This is a genomic window from Candidatus Phytoplasma oryzae (assembly GCF_003263355.1).
GTDB classification, from domain to species: domain Bacteria; phylum Bacillota_I; class Bacilli_A; order Acholeplasmatales; family Acholeplasmataceae; genus Phytoplasma; species Phytoplasma oryzae_B.
The window spans coordinates 84,726-101,093 of the sequence record NZ_JHUK01000002.1; the positions used below are offsets into that span (position 1 = coordinate 84,726).

At 19.2% G+C, this 16,368-nt stretch carries 10 protein-coding genes and 1 tRNA gene; 3 read left to right on the forward strand and 8 right to left on the reverse strand.

The features are described from left to right. Positions 1 to 9: 9 nt before the first annotated feature. The 3 genes from uvrB to DH96_RS00985 all read left to right on the forward strand — a co-directional run bounded on the left by uvrB (position 10) and on the right by DH96_RS00985 (position 4,453). Complete coding sequence (gene uvrB, locus DH96_RS00975) at positions 10 to 1,965, forward strand: excinuclease ABC subunit UvrB (protein WP_066540112.1); 1,956 nt, start codon at positions 10 to 12, stop codon at positions 1,963 to 1,965. Between the two features lie 668 nt (positions 1,966 to 2,633). Continuing rightward, positions 2,634 to 4,301, forward strand: a complete 1,668-nt coding sequence (locus DH96_RS00980; RefSeq protein WP_066540114.1) for a DAK2 domain-containing protein — start codon at positions 2,634 to 2,636, stop codon at positions 4,299 to 4,301. A 62-nt stretch (positions 4,302 to 4,363) separates the two neighbouring features. Then, positions 4,364 to 4,453 (forward strand) — tRNA-Leu (locus tag DH96_RS00985). A gap of 121 nt (positions 4,454 to 4,574) precedes the next feature. Here the strand turns inward: DH96_RS00985 and DH96_RS00990 are convergent. From DH96_RS00990 to pheS, 8 genes are all read right to left on the reverse strand, one after another. Further along, positions 4,575 to 5,720, reverse strand: coding sequence for an extracellular solute-binding protein (locus DH96_RS00990; RefSeq protein ID WP_066540117.1), 1,146 nt, complete (start codon positions 5,718 to 5,720; stop codon positions 4,575 to 4,577). Positions 5,721 to 5,723: 3 nt separating this feature from the next. Further along, positions 5,724 to 6,509, reverse strand: coding sequence for an ABC transporter permease (locus DH96_RS00995; protein WP_102135024.1), 786 nt, complete (start codon positions 6,507 to 6,509; stop codon positions 5,724 to 5,726). Further along, positions 6,499 to 7,332 carry an ABC transporter permease gene (locus tag DH96_RS01000; protein ID WP_066540128.1) on the reverse strand — a complete coding sequence of 278 codons (834 nt, stop codon included), beginning with the start codon at positions 7,330 to 7,332 and terminating at the stop codon, positions 6,499 to 6,501. The genes DH96_RS00995 and DH96_RS01000 overlap by 11 nt, the downstream gene beginning before the upstream one ends. Positions 7,333 to 7,340: 8 nt before the next feature. Continuing rightward, on the reverse strand, positions 7,341 to 8,636 hold the full coding sequence (locus DH96_RS01005) for an ABC transporter ATP-binding protein (RefSeq protein ID WP_066540134.1): 1,296 nt from the start codon (positions 8,634 to 8,636) through the stop codon (positions 7,341 to 7,343). An 85-nt stretch (positions 8,637 to 8,721) separates the two neighbouring features. Then, positions 8,722 to 10,542 carry a translation elongation factor 4 gene (gene lepA / locus DH96_RS01010; RefSeq protein WP_066540136.1) on the reverse strand — a complete coding sequence of 607 codons (1,821 nt, stop codon included), beginning with the start codon at positions 10,540 to 10,542 and terminating at the stop codon, positions 8,722 to 8,724. 91 nt (positions 10,543 to 10,633) lie between these two features. Beyond that, positions 10,634 to 11,554, reverse strand: a complete 921-nt coding sequence (gene rsgA, locus DH96_RS01015; protein ID WP_066540138.1) for a ribosome small subunit-dependent GTPase A — start codon at positions 11,552 to 11,554, stop codon at positions 10,634 to 10,636. Positions 11,555 to 11,585: 31 nt separating this feature from the next. Further along, positions 11,586 to 13,988, reverse strand: coding sequence for a phenylalanine--tRNA ligase subunit beta (gene pheT, locus DH96_RS01020; RefSeq protein ID WP_066540140.1), 2,403 nt, complete (start codon positions 13,986 to 13,988; stop codon positions 11,586 to 11,588). Between the two features lie 32 nt (positions 13,989 to 14,020). Continuing rightward, complete coding sequence (gene pheS / locus DH96_RS01025; RefSeq protein ID WP_066540143.1) at positions 14,021 to 15,067, reverse strand: phenylalanine--tRNA ligase subunit alpha; 1,047 nt, start codon at positions 15,065 to 15,067, stop codon at positions 14,021 to 14,023. Positions 15,068 to 16,368 lie beyond the last annotated feature (1,301 nt).

Here is a 16,368-nt window from a genome sequence, read left to right on the forward strand (position 1 = left end):
AAAAATATTATGGATAAATTTAAATTAAAAAAAATATTTTTACCAAGCGGAGATCAACCACAAGCTATTAAAAAATTATTATTTAATTTTAAAAATGGGATCAAAGAACAAATCATTTTAGGTGCAACAGGGACTGGTAAAACATTCACTATAGCTAATATTATTGCTAAATTAAACAAAAATACCTTGATTATAGTTCATAATAAAACTTTAGCTGGACAAATATATAATGAGTTAAAAGAAATGTTTCCTGTAAATAAGGTATCGTATTTTATTTCTTATTTTGATTATTATCAACCAGAAGCATATATTGCATCTCATGACACTTATATCGAAAAAGATTCTTCCATTAATGAAAAAATAGATCAATTACGTCATCATGCTGTTAATTCTTTAGCTGAAAATAACAAAAAAGTTATTATTGTATCTTCAGTATCTTGTATTTATGGCATTGGAGATATTAGTAATTATAAAAAATCTCTTATTTTTTTAAAAGTAGGGAGAAGATATTGTTTAAAAGATTTAATTAATCAACTAATAGAAATGCAATATCAACGAAATAATATTGAATTAAAAAGAGGTAATTTTAGAATTCGAGGAGATATTTTAGAAATTGTTCTTTCTTCACAAAATAAGAAAGGTATACGTATTATTTTTTTCGATAATGAAATAGAAGAAATTAAAATATTTGATTTAATAACTAATTTTATTTTAGAAAGTTGTCCTTCCGTTACTATATTTCCTAGTTCTCTTTATGTTGCAGATAAAGATAAATTAACCAAAAGTATTAAAAAAATTAAGCAAGAATTAAAAGAACATATCTTATATTTTGAAGAAAAAAAACAATTTTTAGAAATCCAAAGAATCAAAATGAGAACAAATTATGATTTAGAAATGTTGCAAGAATTAGGTTATTGCAATGGTATTGAAAACTATTCTAGACATTTAGCTTTGAAAAAAGAAAATGAATGCCCTACAACTTTAATTGATTATTTTAATAAAGATTTTTTAACAATTATTGATGAATCTCATGTCACTATTCCTCAAATAAAAGGAATGTATTTAGGAGATCGATCTAGAAAAAAAAATCTTGTTAAATATGGGTTTCGTTTACCAAGTTCTTTAGATAATAGGCCTTTAAAACTCGAAGAATTCGAAAAAAAAATAGATAAACTTATTTATTTATCTGCTACGCCAGGGCAATATGAACTCAACAAAAAAATACCCATAATAGAACAAATTATCAGACCGACTTATCTCTTAGACCCTATAATTGAAATTCGTTCAACAAAAAATCAAATAGAAAATTTATATTTTGAAATTAAAAAAACAATTAAAAAAAAAGAAAGAATATTAATTACCACCATAACTATTAATATGAGCGAAGATTTAACAAATCATTTCAAAGAATTAGGTATTAAAACAGCTTTTTTACATAGCGAAATACAATCTTTAGAAAGATTAAAAATCTTAAAACAGTTAAGATTAGGAATTTATGATTGTCTTATTGGGGTTAATTTACTAAGAGAAGGTTTAGATCTGCCAGAAGTTTCTTTAGTAGTTATTTTAGATGCTGATAAACAAGGTTTTTTAAGAAATGAGTCAAGTTTAATCCAAACTATTGGTCGAGCAGCCAGAAATATAAATGGTAAAGTTATTATGTACGCTGATAAAATTACTTATGCTATGAATGCTGCTATCCAAGAAACAAATCGTCGTAGAAAAATACAAATAGAATATAATAAAAAAAATAATGTTTTTCCTACTCCACTTAAGAAAAAAATAAAAAAAGAAAATGATATTATTATTGATAAAAACAAAACATTAAGCAAAAAAAATAATAATCAAAAAATATATGATATAAATAAAATTCATAAATTAATGAAAAAATCCGCTAAAGAATTAAATTTTGAAAAAGCAATTTTTTATAGAAATTTAATAGAAAAATTAAAAAAAACACAATAACTATTTTATATATAGATTAAAAAAAAATTATAAAAGTATTATAAAAGTAAAGTTTAATTAAAAAATTTTTTTCAAAAATCATCCATAAAATATAAAATATTGAAAAATAAAACATTTTATAATAAATCAATTATAAAAAAAATTTTTTTATTGCTTATAATTTTTTTATTATAAATATAATAAAATCATTAGAAAAATAATTAAAAAATAAAACAATTTTGTTTTATAATAAAAGATAATTAATCTGTTATAATCTTTATATAAACTTACTTATAAATAATTTATAATTAAACTATTATTATAATATGGTTTGATTTGCTAAAAAAATTTTTATCTAAAATTAAATATAAAATAAAAAAATAAAAACTTTTTTTAAAAAACTCAAAAAAAGTAAAAATACATAAAATCATTATATTAATATTAAAAAAAATATTTTTATTATTAAAATAAATTATTTTCTATAATTGAAATTTTAAACTAAAGAAAATTTATAATTAATTTTCATTAAACATAAATTTTTGTATTTTATACATTATTTTATTAAAAAAAATTATTTAATAAAATTTATTAATTTGAATTTACATAATATTTATCTAAAAGATAAAAATATAATTATAAAGTTTTGGATTTCACATAAAAAATAAATAAATGAAAGATTTGGTTAAATAATGGAAATGATAGAAAAACATAAAACTATAGATGGAAATTTATTTAAAAAAATGTTTATAAAAGGCACCATTAATTTAAAAAATAAATATCAAGAAATAAATAATTTAAATGTTTTTCCTATTCCTGATGGAGATACAGGGACAAATATGCAATTAACTATGATGAAAGGAGTAGAAAAACTTAAAAAAATAAAAGATAAATCCATTATCAAAGTTACTAAAGTTTTATCAGATGCTTTATTATTTGGTTCTAAAGGTAATTCAGGAGTTATCTTATCTCAATTTTTTTCAGGTATTTATGATAAAATTAATAAATTACAAAAAAAAAACATAAATATTAGTGAATTTATTGATTCTTTAGCTTATGGTTATCAAAAAGCATATAATTCAGTTATAAAACCAGTAGAAGGGACTATTTTAACTGTTTTAAGAGAATCAATAGAAAAAACAATTAAAATTAAAACCAAATTAAAAACTATTAAAGAAACTTTACAAAAATTATTTCAATATGCAAAAATTTCTCTAGAAAATACTCCTACACTGTTACCAATTTTAAAAAAATCAAATGTAGTAGATAGTGGTGGAGCTGGTTTTGTATCTTTTTTAGAAGGAATAGTTTTATATTTAGATAATAATTTATTAACTAAGGATAAAAAAGAAATAAAAAAAGTTTCATCTTTGCAAAATTATCTTAATTTTTCAAATAAAAGACATAGTTTGAATATTGATAATGAAGATATAAAAAATATTAAATATAATTATTGCACAGAATTTATTTTTAAAATAAAAAAAGATAATTTTAACTTAAAAAACAAACAAAAAGAATTTTCTCAAAACAAAATTGGAGATTCTTTAATTTTAATAAAAAAAGATAATTTGCTAAAAATTCATATTCATACCAATAAACCAGGATATATTTTAAGTGATTTATTACAATATGGTTCTTTAATCAAAAGCAAAATTGATAATATGCAAGAACAAAAAAAAATTTTTTCTAAAAAAAAAGAACAAAAGTTTTTTTTAATAACAATAACTTCAGATAAAAATATTAGAAAAATTTTTAAAGATTTACAAGTAGACTATATAATCAATCAAGAAAATCCTACTATAAAATTTTTTCAAAAAATAATAAAACAAGAAGAAATGAATAATTTAATTATATTACCTAATAATGAAAAAACATTAAAAACAATTTTAAAATTAAAAAAAAATAATCCTGTTCATAATATTAAAATTTTAGAAACTAATAATATAGGACAAGTTTATAATGCTCTTTTAGCATATGATCCAAAATTAGATTTTGAAGTTAATTTAAAAAATATGAATAAAAATATCAAAAAAAATAAAATTATTCAAATTTTAGACAATATTCATGATACAAATACAAAACAAAAATTAGATGAAGAAAAAAAATTTGTAGCTATTTTTGAAAAAGAAAAAAATTATGATACAAATTTACTTTCTTTAGTACAAAAATTATTAAAAAAAATTATAAATAATAAAAGTAAATTTTTAACTATTTTTTATAAAAAAAATGATTTTATTAAAAATAATTTAAAAGAAATAGAATTTTTTTTAGAAAAATATTATAAAAATTTAGAAATAGAAAAAATAGAAAATGAAAAAACATCCAATTTTTTATATATCTTTCTTTTAGATGAATATTAAAAATTAATATTTAAATTTTTTTTAGTTAATTTTTTTTTATTAATATTCTTTTATATTATTTTGTGGGTATGGCGGAATAGGTATACGCGCATGTTTGAGGGGCATGTGAGAATTATTTTCTCTTATGAGTTCAAATCTCATTACCCACACCAAATTTTAATTAATTCATATATTTTTTAAAATAATATAAATTATCATTAATATACATAACTAAAAATATATTTTTAGTTATAAATGAAAAAACAACTATCTAAAAAAATATTTAATATTTTTTCATAGAAAAAAATTTATAAATAAAAATAATAATAAAATCAAAAAACTAAATAAAAATAAATAATTATCTTGAGGTCTTGGAAAAGAATAAACATAATTCCAAGCATCAGTAATTTTTTTTTTATTTTTTTCATTAAAATAATAAAAAGAATCATATGAATTTATATTTAAATTAAGTGGAGAATTTTTTTTTTGCCAAAAATCTATATAAGGAGAATCATATTGAGTAAAAATAATATTTTGCTCAATATTTTCTTTTTTTAATAAAAAATTAATAAAATCATAAGCTCCTTCTTGAGAACTACCTTTAAGCAAAACTAAACTATCTAACCAAATATTACTTCCTTTATTATCATCATTTTCTTCTTGTGAAAAATCATAATATTCTAAATTAGGATTTTGTTTCATTAAAAACCTAGCATCTCCTGAATAAACTAAACTAATATCATAACGTTCTTCATTTGGAATTCTCATATAATCTAAAATTTGATCTGTAACAAAAGATAAATTACTATTTTGTTTTTTTAATTGTAATAACCAATTTTGAGCTTTTTTTATGTCTTCTTCGTTATTACCACTAATATCTCCGTTTATAGCTTTTAATCCTATAAAAATACCTTCAAAAGAATTATTATATAAAGCTATTCTATAATGATCATCTTTTACTAAATTTCTCCATTGAACTATTTGATCTTTATTAACCTTTTTTTTATTATATAAAAGTCCTATTTTCCCCCAAAAATAAGGAATAGATAAAGTAGAGTCAAATTTAGAATATCGGCTAATCAAATCTTGAAACTTTTTTGTTTTGTTAGTATTTTCTGTTATTTTTTCAAAAATAATAGTTTCTAAAAAATCATCTTTTAATTGTTCTATTGCGTATTCACTTAAAATAGCAATATCATACTTATTGCCTGATTTAATTTTATTAATAGCTAATTCATTAGAAGAAAAAAAACTAGATTTAATAACAAAACGAGAAGATTGTTTGTTATATTTTTCAATAATATTAGGATCAATATATTCACCCCAATTAAAAAACAAAATAACTTTTTTATCAAAAATAATATTCTTTTTATATTTATTATAAAATAACGAAAATGATATACTCAAAAAAATAAGAGAAAAAAAGATTTTTTTGTTCATAATTTAATAATAATCTCTTCTTAATTTTTTATAATCTAAAACAATTTTAAATAAAACAAATAAAATTAAAATTGATGAAAGAGCATTAATAGTAGGATTAATAGTGCCTTTTAAACTATAAATATAAGCAGATATATTTTGATAATCCGAACCTCCCACAAAATAAGAAATTATAAAATCATCAAAAGATAAAGCAAAAACAATACCAGCACTAGTTAACATAGCATTTTTTAATTGCGGCAAAATAACTTTAATAAAAGTTTGGAAAGGAGTAGCACCTAAATCATAAGCTGCTTCTAAAAAATCAATATCTAAATTACAACATTTAGTATAAACAGAAAACAAAACATAAGGAACACTAAAAGAAATATGAGCTAATAACATTCGAATAAAACTATTGTCTAATCCGATAAAACTAAATAAAACAAATAAAGATAAAGCATTAATAATTTCTGGTATAATCATAGAAAACTGATTAGTATTTAAAATTAATTTCTTCCATTTTTTTTTATAATTCATTAAAGAAACAGCAGCTAAAGTTCCAATAATAGTAGAAAAAAAAGTAGATAAAATAGCTATACGTAAAGTAACACCAATAGCAGAAATAATAGCTTCATCTTTAAAAATTTTTAAATACCATTTAAAACCAAATTTGTCAAAATGAACTAAAGATGAAATTCTTCCTTCGTTCTCGTTAAATGAAAAAATAATCAATGATATAATAGGTAAATAAATAAAAAGTAAAGTTAAAAATAAATAAATATAGCAGAAATATTTCTTATTTTTCATCGTTAAATTCATGACTATTATAATGATTCCTTTTAAAAAATGCTAAAATACAAAACATTAATAAAGATAAATTTACAGCAATAGCGCATGCACTTTTTATATCCCCATTCAAAAAAACTTTGTTTTCGATTAATTCACTAATAACAATAACGGTAGTAGGTCCTAAATACTTAGGAACTACAATATTTGTGACAATTTGCAAAATAACCAATGATATTCCTGTCATTAAACCAGGCAAAGAAAGAGGTAAAATAATTTTTTTAAAAATTTGTTTTTCATTGGCTCCTAAATCTTTAGCTGAATCAATTAAATTGGAATCTATTTTTGAAATACTAATATAAATAGATAAAAACATATAAGGAAAAAACAAATATATAAAACCAATAAACATAGCTGTATTACTTTCTAATAAACGAATTGAAAAAAATTTTTCTATTAAAGAAAAAATTTGTACTAAAGCTTGTGTTTTTAAAATTATATTAATCCAAATTGTTCCATTAATTAATAAAATTAAAATAGATTGAGTTAAAATATTCATTCTCGAAACTATATAAGCTAAAGGATAAGTCAAAATAATAATAAAAAAAGTAGCTATAATTGATATAGAAATCGATCTGAGCAAAACATAAACAAAGGTAATATTAGAATAAAAATTACGATAATATTCAAAAGTTAAAAAAATTTTAAAAAGATTTTTATTATTATACTTTTGAATAGAATCAAAAAAAGTAATAAAAATAGGTATTAAAACTAAAAATAAAATAATAAAAAAATAAGGTAAAAATAAAAAAATATTAAATTTACTTTTTTTAGATGAAATCATTTCCTAAATTACCATATTTCCATAACATGTAAATCTTCTGGTTTAAAAAAAATACCTACTTCTGTATTCGCTTGAATAAAATCTGTAGTGTGAATAATATAATCACGATAATTAGTTCTTACAATTACTTCCCAATGAACTCCTTTAAAAGAAATAGAATGTATAAAACCTTTTAATAAACCATCTTTAACACTAACAATATCAATATCTTCAGGTCTAATAAGAATATCTACTTTTTGATTTTCTTTAAAACCATAATCTACACAAGTAAATTGTTTATCATCAAAAAAAACTAAATAATCTTTTTTAAAAACACCAGAAACTAAATTTGATTCACCAATGAATTGAGCTATAAATTTATTTGCTGGTTCATTATATATATCTTCTGGAGTACCAATTTGTTGGATTTCTCCTTTATTAATTACAACTATTTTATCACTCATTGTTAAAGCTTCTTCTTGATTATGAGTTACAAAGATAAAAGTAATACCTGAATTTCTTTGTATTTCTTTTAATTCATATTGCATTTCTTGTCTTAACTTTAAATCTAAAGCAGCTAATGGTTCGTCTAATAATAATATTTTAGGCTCATTAACTAAAGCTCTGGCTATAGCTACTCTTTGTTGTTGACCTCCTGATAATTGATAAATTTCTCTCTTTTCTAAACCTTTTAAACCAACTAATTTTAAATAATGTAATACTTTTTTTTGAATAAATTCTTCTTTATCTTTTTTAAATAAAATTTTTTTATTTAAATCTAAAATATTTTGTTGATATTTAATCACAACATTTTTATTTTTATTTTGAAGTTCTTTTTTTAATAATTTTAATTTAATATCATTCCGTTTTTTAAACCAAAAAAATAAACTATTTTTAAAAAAAGGATAAATAGATTTTAATTTATCTCGAAAATTTTTATTATTTTCTTCAATTTCTTCTTTTTTTTTAATATTCATTTTTTTTATTGCTTTTTTTATATTAAAATTTAAATCTTTAATTCTTAAACTAAAAGCTATATTTTCAAAAACATTTAAATGAGGAAATAAAGCATATTTTTGAAAAACTGTGTTAATTTGTCTTTTATGAGGAGCAACATTAATAATACTTTTATCATTAAACAAAATATCACCACTATTAAAATCTTCAAATCCACCAATAATTTTTAAAATAGTAGTTTTACCACAACCTGATGGGCCTAATAAAGTTACAAATTCATTTTTTTTAATTTTTAAACTGATATCTTTTAAAATAATTTGATTGTTAATAACTTTATTAATATTTTTTAATTCTATTAAATTTGTCATTTTATTATATGCCTTTCTGATAAAAAACAAACTTTTTTATTAAATATTTTAAAATTAAAAAAATATAAATAATTATAATAATACTTTATTTTTCATATGAAGATAATATAGCTAAAAAAGCTTTTTGAGGTAAAATAACTTTTCCTAAATTTTTCATCTTTTTTTTACCTTTTTTTTGTTTAGCTAAAAGCTTTTTTTTTCTACTTACATCTCCACCATAACATTTGTCTATAACATTTTTTCTTAAAGATTTTATAGTTTCTCTAGTAATAACTTTTTTACCAATAGCCGCTTGTATAATGATTTCAAACATTTGTTGAGGAATTAATTCTTTTAATTTCTGACAAATATTTTTAGCTTTATTAAAAGCAAAATCTTCATAAACAATAAAAGATAGAGCATCAACAATTTCAGAATTTAATAATATATCAACTTTCTTTAATTTACTAGGATAATACTTATCCATTTCATAATCGAAAGAGGCATAACCTTTAGTGGCAGATTTTAATTTATCAAAAAAATTATAAATAACTTCAGAAAAAGGTAGTAAATATTTTAACATTACTTTTTGATTATCTAAATATTGAATATCCTGTAATCGTCCTCTTTTATTTTGAGCAATTTCCATTACATCTCCTACATATATTTCAGGACATTTAATGAAAGATCTTATATAAGGTTCTTCAATTTTTTCAATAGATTGATTTTTTGGCCATTTAGATAAATTATCTATAATAATCTTTTTATGAGCTGTAAAAACATGAAAAATAACAGAAGGAGCTGTAATAATAACTTCAATATTAAATTCTCTCACAATTCTTTCTTTTGTAATTTCCATATGTAACAATCCTAAAAAACCAATCCTAAAACCTAAACCTAAAAAATTTGAACTTTCAATTTCATAACTTAAAGAAGAATCATTTAATTTTAATTTTTGCAAAGCACTTTTTAAACTAGAATATTTGCTAGAATCCACAGGATATAAACCACAAAAAACTACAGGATTAACCTTACGATAACCTGGTAAGGGTAAAACTGCATTATTTCTACTTAAAGTAATAGTATCTCCTACTTGAACATCATCTATATTTTTAATAAAAGCGCTTAAATAACCAACATCTCCTACAGATAAAAAATTTCTTTTTGTTGGTTTAGGATTGAAAATACCTACTTCCATCACTTCATAAATGGCCCTACTAGCTATAAAACGAATTTTATCACCTTTTTTTAAAATACCATTCATAATTCTAATTGAAGGAATAACGCCTTTATAAGTATCAAAAATAGAATCAAAAATTAAAGCTTGCAAAGGAGCTTGAACATCACCATCAGGAGGATTAATTTTTTCTATAATATTTTCTAAAATTTTATCAACACCAAAACCTGTTTTTCCACTTGCCAAAATAATAGAATCAGGATCTAATCCTAAAATATCTTTCATTTCTTTTTTAGTTTTTTCTACATCAGCATATGGTAAATCAATTTTATTTAAAATAGGAATTATAGTTAAATTATTTTCTAAAGCTAAATTAACATTAGATAAAGTTTGTGCTTGAATGCCTTGAGTTGAATCTACTATTAATAAAACTCCTTCGCAAGCAGCTAAAGAACGAGAAACTTCATAATTAAAATCAACATGTCCTGGAGTATCAATTAAATGCATAATATACTCAATTTGATTTTTTGATTTATAAATAATTTCTACAGAATTTAATTTAATAGTAATACCTCTTTCCCTTTCTAATGCCATAGAATCTAAATATTGAGATTTCATAGATCTTTTTTCAATTGTATTTGTCATTTCTAAAATTCTATCAGCTAAAGTAGATTTTCCATGATCTATATGTGCAATAATAGAAAAATTACGTATTTTACTTTTTTTCTTGTTAATTTCTTCGAAATTCATATTTTATATTTGAACCTTTTTGGAATTTTATGTTTTTTTAATATTTTTGAATTTAATCATCATGGAATAATTATACATATATAAAATAAATTTAAAAAATTTTTTTTTCTTTTTTTTTTGTCATTTCTATAAAAAAAGATAAATAATTTTTATACCTTTTATCTAAAATTAATCCTTTTTGATAAGCTTCTTTTACAGCACATTTATTTTCTCTAAAATGTAAACAATTATTACCAAAAAAACATTTTTTTGAAAAAATTAAAAAATCATCATAAAAATTCTTTATCTCTTGAGGTTTTATATCTAATAAAAATAATTTTGAAAAACCTGGAGTATCAGCTATATAACCATCTTGAAAAAAATATAATTTAGAATTTTTAGTGGTATGTTTACCTCTATTTAAATAATCAGAAACTTCTTGAGTTTTAATATTAAAATTAGTTAAAGAATTAATTATAGTAGATTTACCCACTCCTGTTTGACCAGCAAAAATAGTTATTTTATCTTTAAAAAAAGGGTATAAAAAAATCAAATTTTTTTTGTTTTTATAATTAATATAATAAATAGAATAAAATTTTTCATAATAAGATAATTTTTGTTTCAATACAATTAATTTAGCTTGAGATATTAAATCAACTTTAGTAAATATTAAAATAACTTTTAAATTAGTTTTTTTTAAAATTAATAAAAATTTATCTAATAATTTAAATTCTAAATAAGGTTTTATTACAGAAAAAACTAAAAAAACTTGATCTATATTAGCTATATTGGGCCTAACTAAAAAATTTTTTCTAGGTAAAATACTATCAATTAAAAAAACATCTTGCTTATATTCATATAAAACAATATCTCCAATTTTAATATCTATTTTATTATTTATACAAATATTTTTTTTATTTATATTATATTTTTTTAATTTACCTTTATTTTGAGCATAAATTTTTTTTTTTATTTTTAAATCTACTAAAATATATCCTTTAACTAAAAATTCTACTATTATGCCTTTATGCACGAAATATTTCCGCCTTTTTAAATTTTTTTATCTATCTTATTATAATTTTATATTTTTTTTTCATTTTAGATTCTATCTTTAACATAAAATCATTAACCTGTTCTTTATTTAAATTTTGGATTGAACTATTAAAAGTTAACCGAAAAGTTAAAGAATATTCATTAACAGATATATCATTTTTTTTTTCAAAAAAATCTAAAAGTTCACATTTAACAAAAAAACTAGATATTTCTTCTTTTAAAGTTTGATTTAATTGTTCAAAACTATATTTTTTATTAACAAAAAAACTAAAATCTCTAGTAATGGAAGGAAATTTACTAATTTCATGTAATAATACTCTCTTTTTTTTTTTCAATAAAAGATTCTGTAAATTAATTTCCATAACAAAACTTTTTTTAACATAATATTTTTTTTCTAACAAAGGGTGTATTTGTCCTATAAAACCAATTTTTTTTTCTTTAAAAAAAATATCCGCTTGTTTTGAAGGAAAAAGATTCTTATAGGAATCAGTGCTAACTAAATTAAATGTAATATCTAAAAAAGACTGAATAACATCTAAAATACCTTTTAAAAGAAAAAAAGAACTTTTAATATCTTTTTTAAGCCATCCAGTATTAAAAAAAGTACCACTTAAAACTATCGCTAAATGAAGTTCTTCTTGTTCTGGCATATAAACATTACCTATTTCAAAAAAAGAATTATCAAAATTTTGATTTTTTTGATTATAACTTAAAACTTCTAATAAACTACAACTTAAATTTTGTCTTAAAATGGTTTTATCATAAGAAAGAGGTTTGAAAATACTTAAATATTTTTGAGAATTAGAAAATAAAAAAAATAATTCATCATTAATTAAACTATAAGTTATAGTTTCATTCAAACCTAAATTAGATAATAAATGTCTTAAATGATATATATTTTTTTCTTTAATATCTCTTATATTATATTGTTCTACTTTTAATACAGCCAAATTATAAGATAATATTTGATTATAACCATGCATCCTAATTAAATCAGAAATAACATCTTCAGCAATTTTAATATAATATCTATGCGAAGGAGCTTTAACTTTTAAAATTTGAAATGAAACAATTTCAATTTCATAATTTAAAGATGTTAAAAAATCATAAACTTGTTTAAAAGAAAAATTAATACCTGTTTTTAAATAAATAAATTTTAAAGAAATTAAAATTTTGGTATTGCTATATTTACTATGTTGAAGAGAAATCATTTTTTGTAATACTGAACAATTAGTTATTTTTTGCAAAATAAAAACAGCTTTATCTAAAGCTTTTTTTAATAAATTTTGATCAATACCTCTAGATAAACGTAAAAAATTTTCATTTTTTATCCTTAGTTTTTTATTTATTTTTAAAATAGATTCGGGTTTAAAGTAAAAAGAACATAAAATAATTTGATTAGTTTGTTGGTTTATTTCAAACAAATCATTTGTTTTAATACCAGCTATAGAAATAATTTTATTATCATTTTCAATCACTAAATCATCACTTTTAAAATAATGTTTTTGTCCATTGGATAACATAAAAAATTCATCTTCATAAGCATTTCTTATTTGAATTAAATTATCATTCAATAAAGTAGCATTAAAAACATTAAGAGGAATTCCATATTCTAATAAAATCAAATTCATAACATCAATTACATTATTTATAGGAATAATATTATGTAAAAATAATTTATTTCTCAACCATAAAGGTGAAATATCTATTTTAATATTATTGATATAACGAATATTATATTCAAAACAACTAGAAGTTAAAATTTTAATTTCTAAAGGATTTATTTTTTTTTCTTCATTAATAGTTAATGATATTTCTTTTTTTAATTTAATTTGATTATCTTGTAATATAGACTTTAAATCTTTAGCAAACCCAACATAAGATAAAAGATCATTTCTATCAGGAGTAAGTGTTAAATCTAAAAAAAAACCTTTAATGCCTAAATATTTTAAAGCACATTCTCCAATAGAAGCTTCATCTTCTAAAAATAAAATATCTTTTTGTTCATTATCAGTTAAAAATTCTGGATTTAAATTTAATTCTTTAGCAGAACAAAAAATAGCATCAGAATTAATATTGTTTAAATATTTTTCTTCTACATTTTTTTTTTTATTTTGAAAATTATATGTTTCTTTTAAAATAATGATCACTTTCTTATCTACTTCAAGATCAGGAGATAAAGAAATAATATGAATAATTTCTCCAATATCTACTTCAACTAAATAATTATTATTAAATTCATTTATTTTATAAAATTTTTTAATTTGACCTATAATAAATTGACGATTATCATTTAAAAAGTAACAATAACTAGAAGCTTCGATCATATGATTATTAATTAATAATTTTAGTTTGTCTATTTCATAGTTTAAAGGTGATATATATTGTTTTAAAATATTCTCGTTAATTATCATAATTTAACCTTAATTTAATTAATTATATTTATTTAATATTTAGAAAATTGTTTTAAAAAACGAATATCGTTATTATAAAAATTTCTAATATTATTTATAGCATATTTCAACATCGTAATACGTTCTATTCCCATACCAAAAGCTAAACCGTTATATTTTTGAGGATCATAATTACCTTTTTTTAAAACTTCAGGATGTATCATTCCTGCGCCCAAAATCTCTAAATAAACATCATTGTTATTATTATCTTGAATTATTAGATCTACTTCTAAACTGGGATTAGTAAAAGGAAAATAAGAAGGGCGAATTCTCATTTTTTGTTTATGGCCAAAAAAACTTTTTATAAACATTACAATAATTTCTTGTAAATAAACTAAATTAATATTAGAATCAATCATAAAACCTTCTAACTGCATAAATTGATGACTATGAGTATCATCATCTCTATCTCTTCTATAAACTTTACCTGAAGAAATTATTTTTAAAGGTTGAGAATTGCTTTTTAACATAGCTTTAATTTGTACAGAAGAAGTATGAGTTCTTAAAAGTTTTTTCATAGAATTAATATTTAAATAAAAAGAATCATGCATATCTCTAGCTGGATGATATTGATCTATATTTAACATTTCAAAATTATACAAATCAGTTTCTATTTCGTCACCTCTAAAAATAGAGTAACCTAATCTTAAAAAAAAATCTTCTATTTCTTCAATAGTTTGGTTCAAAGGATGTATACTTCCTTTGCGAAAAGCAAAAGAAGGTAAAGTAATATCAATTTTTTCTTTTTTAATAGAAAATAATATATTTTCTTGTTCTATTTTTTTTTTTTGTTCTTGGATCCAAAAAAAAAGTTTTTTTTTCAAAAGATTAATTTCTTTTCCGATTTTTTTTTTAGTTTCTAAACTGTGTTTTTTAATATGCTTTAATAAAATAGAAATATTACTATTTTTTCCATTATATTTTACCTCTATTTTTTTTAAACTTTCAGTATCTTTAATATTTTTTAAATCATTTTGGATGTCTGTCTCTAATTTTTTTATTTTTTTCAATAAAATAAGCTGATTTTCATTTTCATTCATTAATATTTTTTTAATCCTTTTTATAATTTAGATATTTTTTTATTAAATATTTTTTTATTATTATATTTTAAGAAAAAAATATTTAATTATAGGTAAAATAAAAAAAGTTTATATAAATATATTATATAAACAAATAATAACACAATAAATAATGAACCAAACAAATAAAAATAATAAACAAAAAAACATATTTTTGACTAAAAAAATAAATTAAATTATTTTTTCTTTTCGTTAAGTATAAAAAAATTTATCATTAATATTAATTAACCATATGAGTATATCAAAAAATAAAAAATTCAACTTCTTTTACACCTATTTTTTGTAAAAAAATATTTTTTATTTATCTTCAAAAAAAATAAAAATTTAACAATTTTTTCAAATAAATAAATTTATTTTTATTGATGATCTATCTAACCTTGAAAAAATTTTCTCAATCATTTAAATTATCTTTTATGTTTAAAAAAAATATAATTTTTTTATTAGTTTTATTATAAAAAATAATATTATTTTAACCTTAAAAAAACATTAAAAATAATACTTATTATTTTTTAAGAATTATTCACAAGATTTATTAAAAAAAATAAAAAAATAAACTTAATTAATTATATAAATATTAAATATTATGTTTTAGATGAAAAAATATTTCTTCTTATTTTTAAAAATAAGAAGAAATAAAAATAACCTAAAATAAAAATAAAAATTATTCTAATTGTATATCAAATTTAATATAAATTAATGTAAATAAAAAATAATTTTTTATTTATAAATATTTGATTTAAATATTTTTATATTATTACATAATAATCTTAATAGCTAGAAATAAATCACCATAAAAATCAAAATATTATATTCTATTTGGTAAAATGTTTATTTCTCACAATAATAATGTATAAAAAATTATTTCAAAATCAAATTTAACAATAATAACGAATAATAATAAAAACAAAATTCATTAATAAAAAAATAATTTATTTTAATAATTCAAAAAAGAATCAAAAAAATCATTATTTAATATAATTAAAAACAAAAACAACATTATTTTTAACTTATTTTATTTGAATTAATAATTAAGTAAATATCAAAAAATATTCTTGAAAACATCAAAAAACAACTAAAAATCTATCATTAATCAAATAAAATCTAAAAAAATTATTAATATATAAATTTATATAAAATTGTTTTTTTATCAAAAAAAATATTAACCAAAAATTTTTTCATAAACCAACAAAATCTTTTTGAGAGTCTTAAAAAAAATAAAAAATAAATTCATTATTCTAAAAATTGTCCATATTATTTGATTT

What these genes read in the sequence shown, in the direction of transcription:
- uvrB (WP_066540112.1), top strand. Translation starts at nt 10, where the DNA reads ATGGATAAATTTAAATTAAAAAAAATATTTTTACCAAGCGGAGATCAA.
- DH96_RS00980 (WP_066540114.1), top strand. Translation starts at nt 2,634, where the DNA reads ATGGAAATGATAGAAAAACATAAAACTATAGATGGAAATTTATTTAAA.
- DH96_RS00990 (WP_066540117.1), bottom strand. Translation starts at nt 5,720, where the DNA reads ATGAACAAAAAAATCTTTTTTTCTCTTATTTTTTTGAGTATATCATTT.
- DH96_RS00995 (WP_102135024.1), bottom strand. Translation starts at nt 6,509, where the DNA reads ATGAAAAATAAGAAATATTTCTGCTATATTTATTTATTTTTAACTTTA.
- DH96_RS01000 (WP_066540128.1), bottom strand. Translation starts at nt 7,332, where the DNA reads ATGATTTCATCTAAAAAAAGTAAATTTAATATTTTTTTATTTTTACCT.
- DH96_RS01005 (WP_066540134.1), bottom strand. Translation starts at nt 8,636, where the DNA reads ATGACAAATTTAATAGAATTAAAAAATATTAATAAAGTTATTAACAAT.
- lepA (WP_066540136.1), bottom strand. Translation starts at nt 10,542, where the DNA reads ATGAATTTCGAAGAAATTAACAAGAAAAAAAGTAAAATACGTAATTTT.
- pheT (WP_066540140.1), bottom strand. Translation starts at nt 13,988, where the DNA reads ATGATAATTAACGAGAATATTTTAAAACAATATATATCACCTTTAAAC.
- pheS (WP_066540143.1), bottom strand. Translation starts at nt 15,067, where the DNA reads ATGAATGAAAATGAAAATCAGCTTATTTTATTGAAAAAAATAAAAAAA.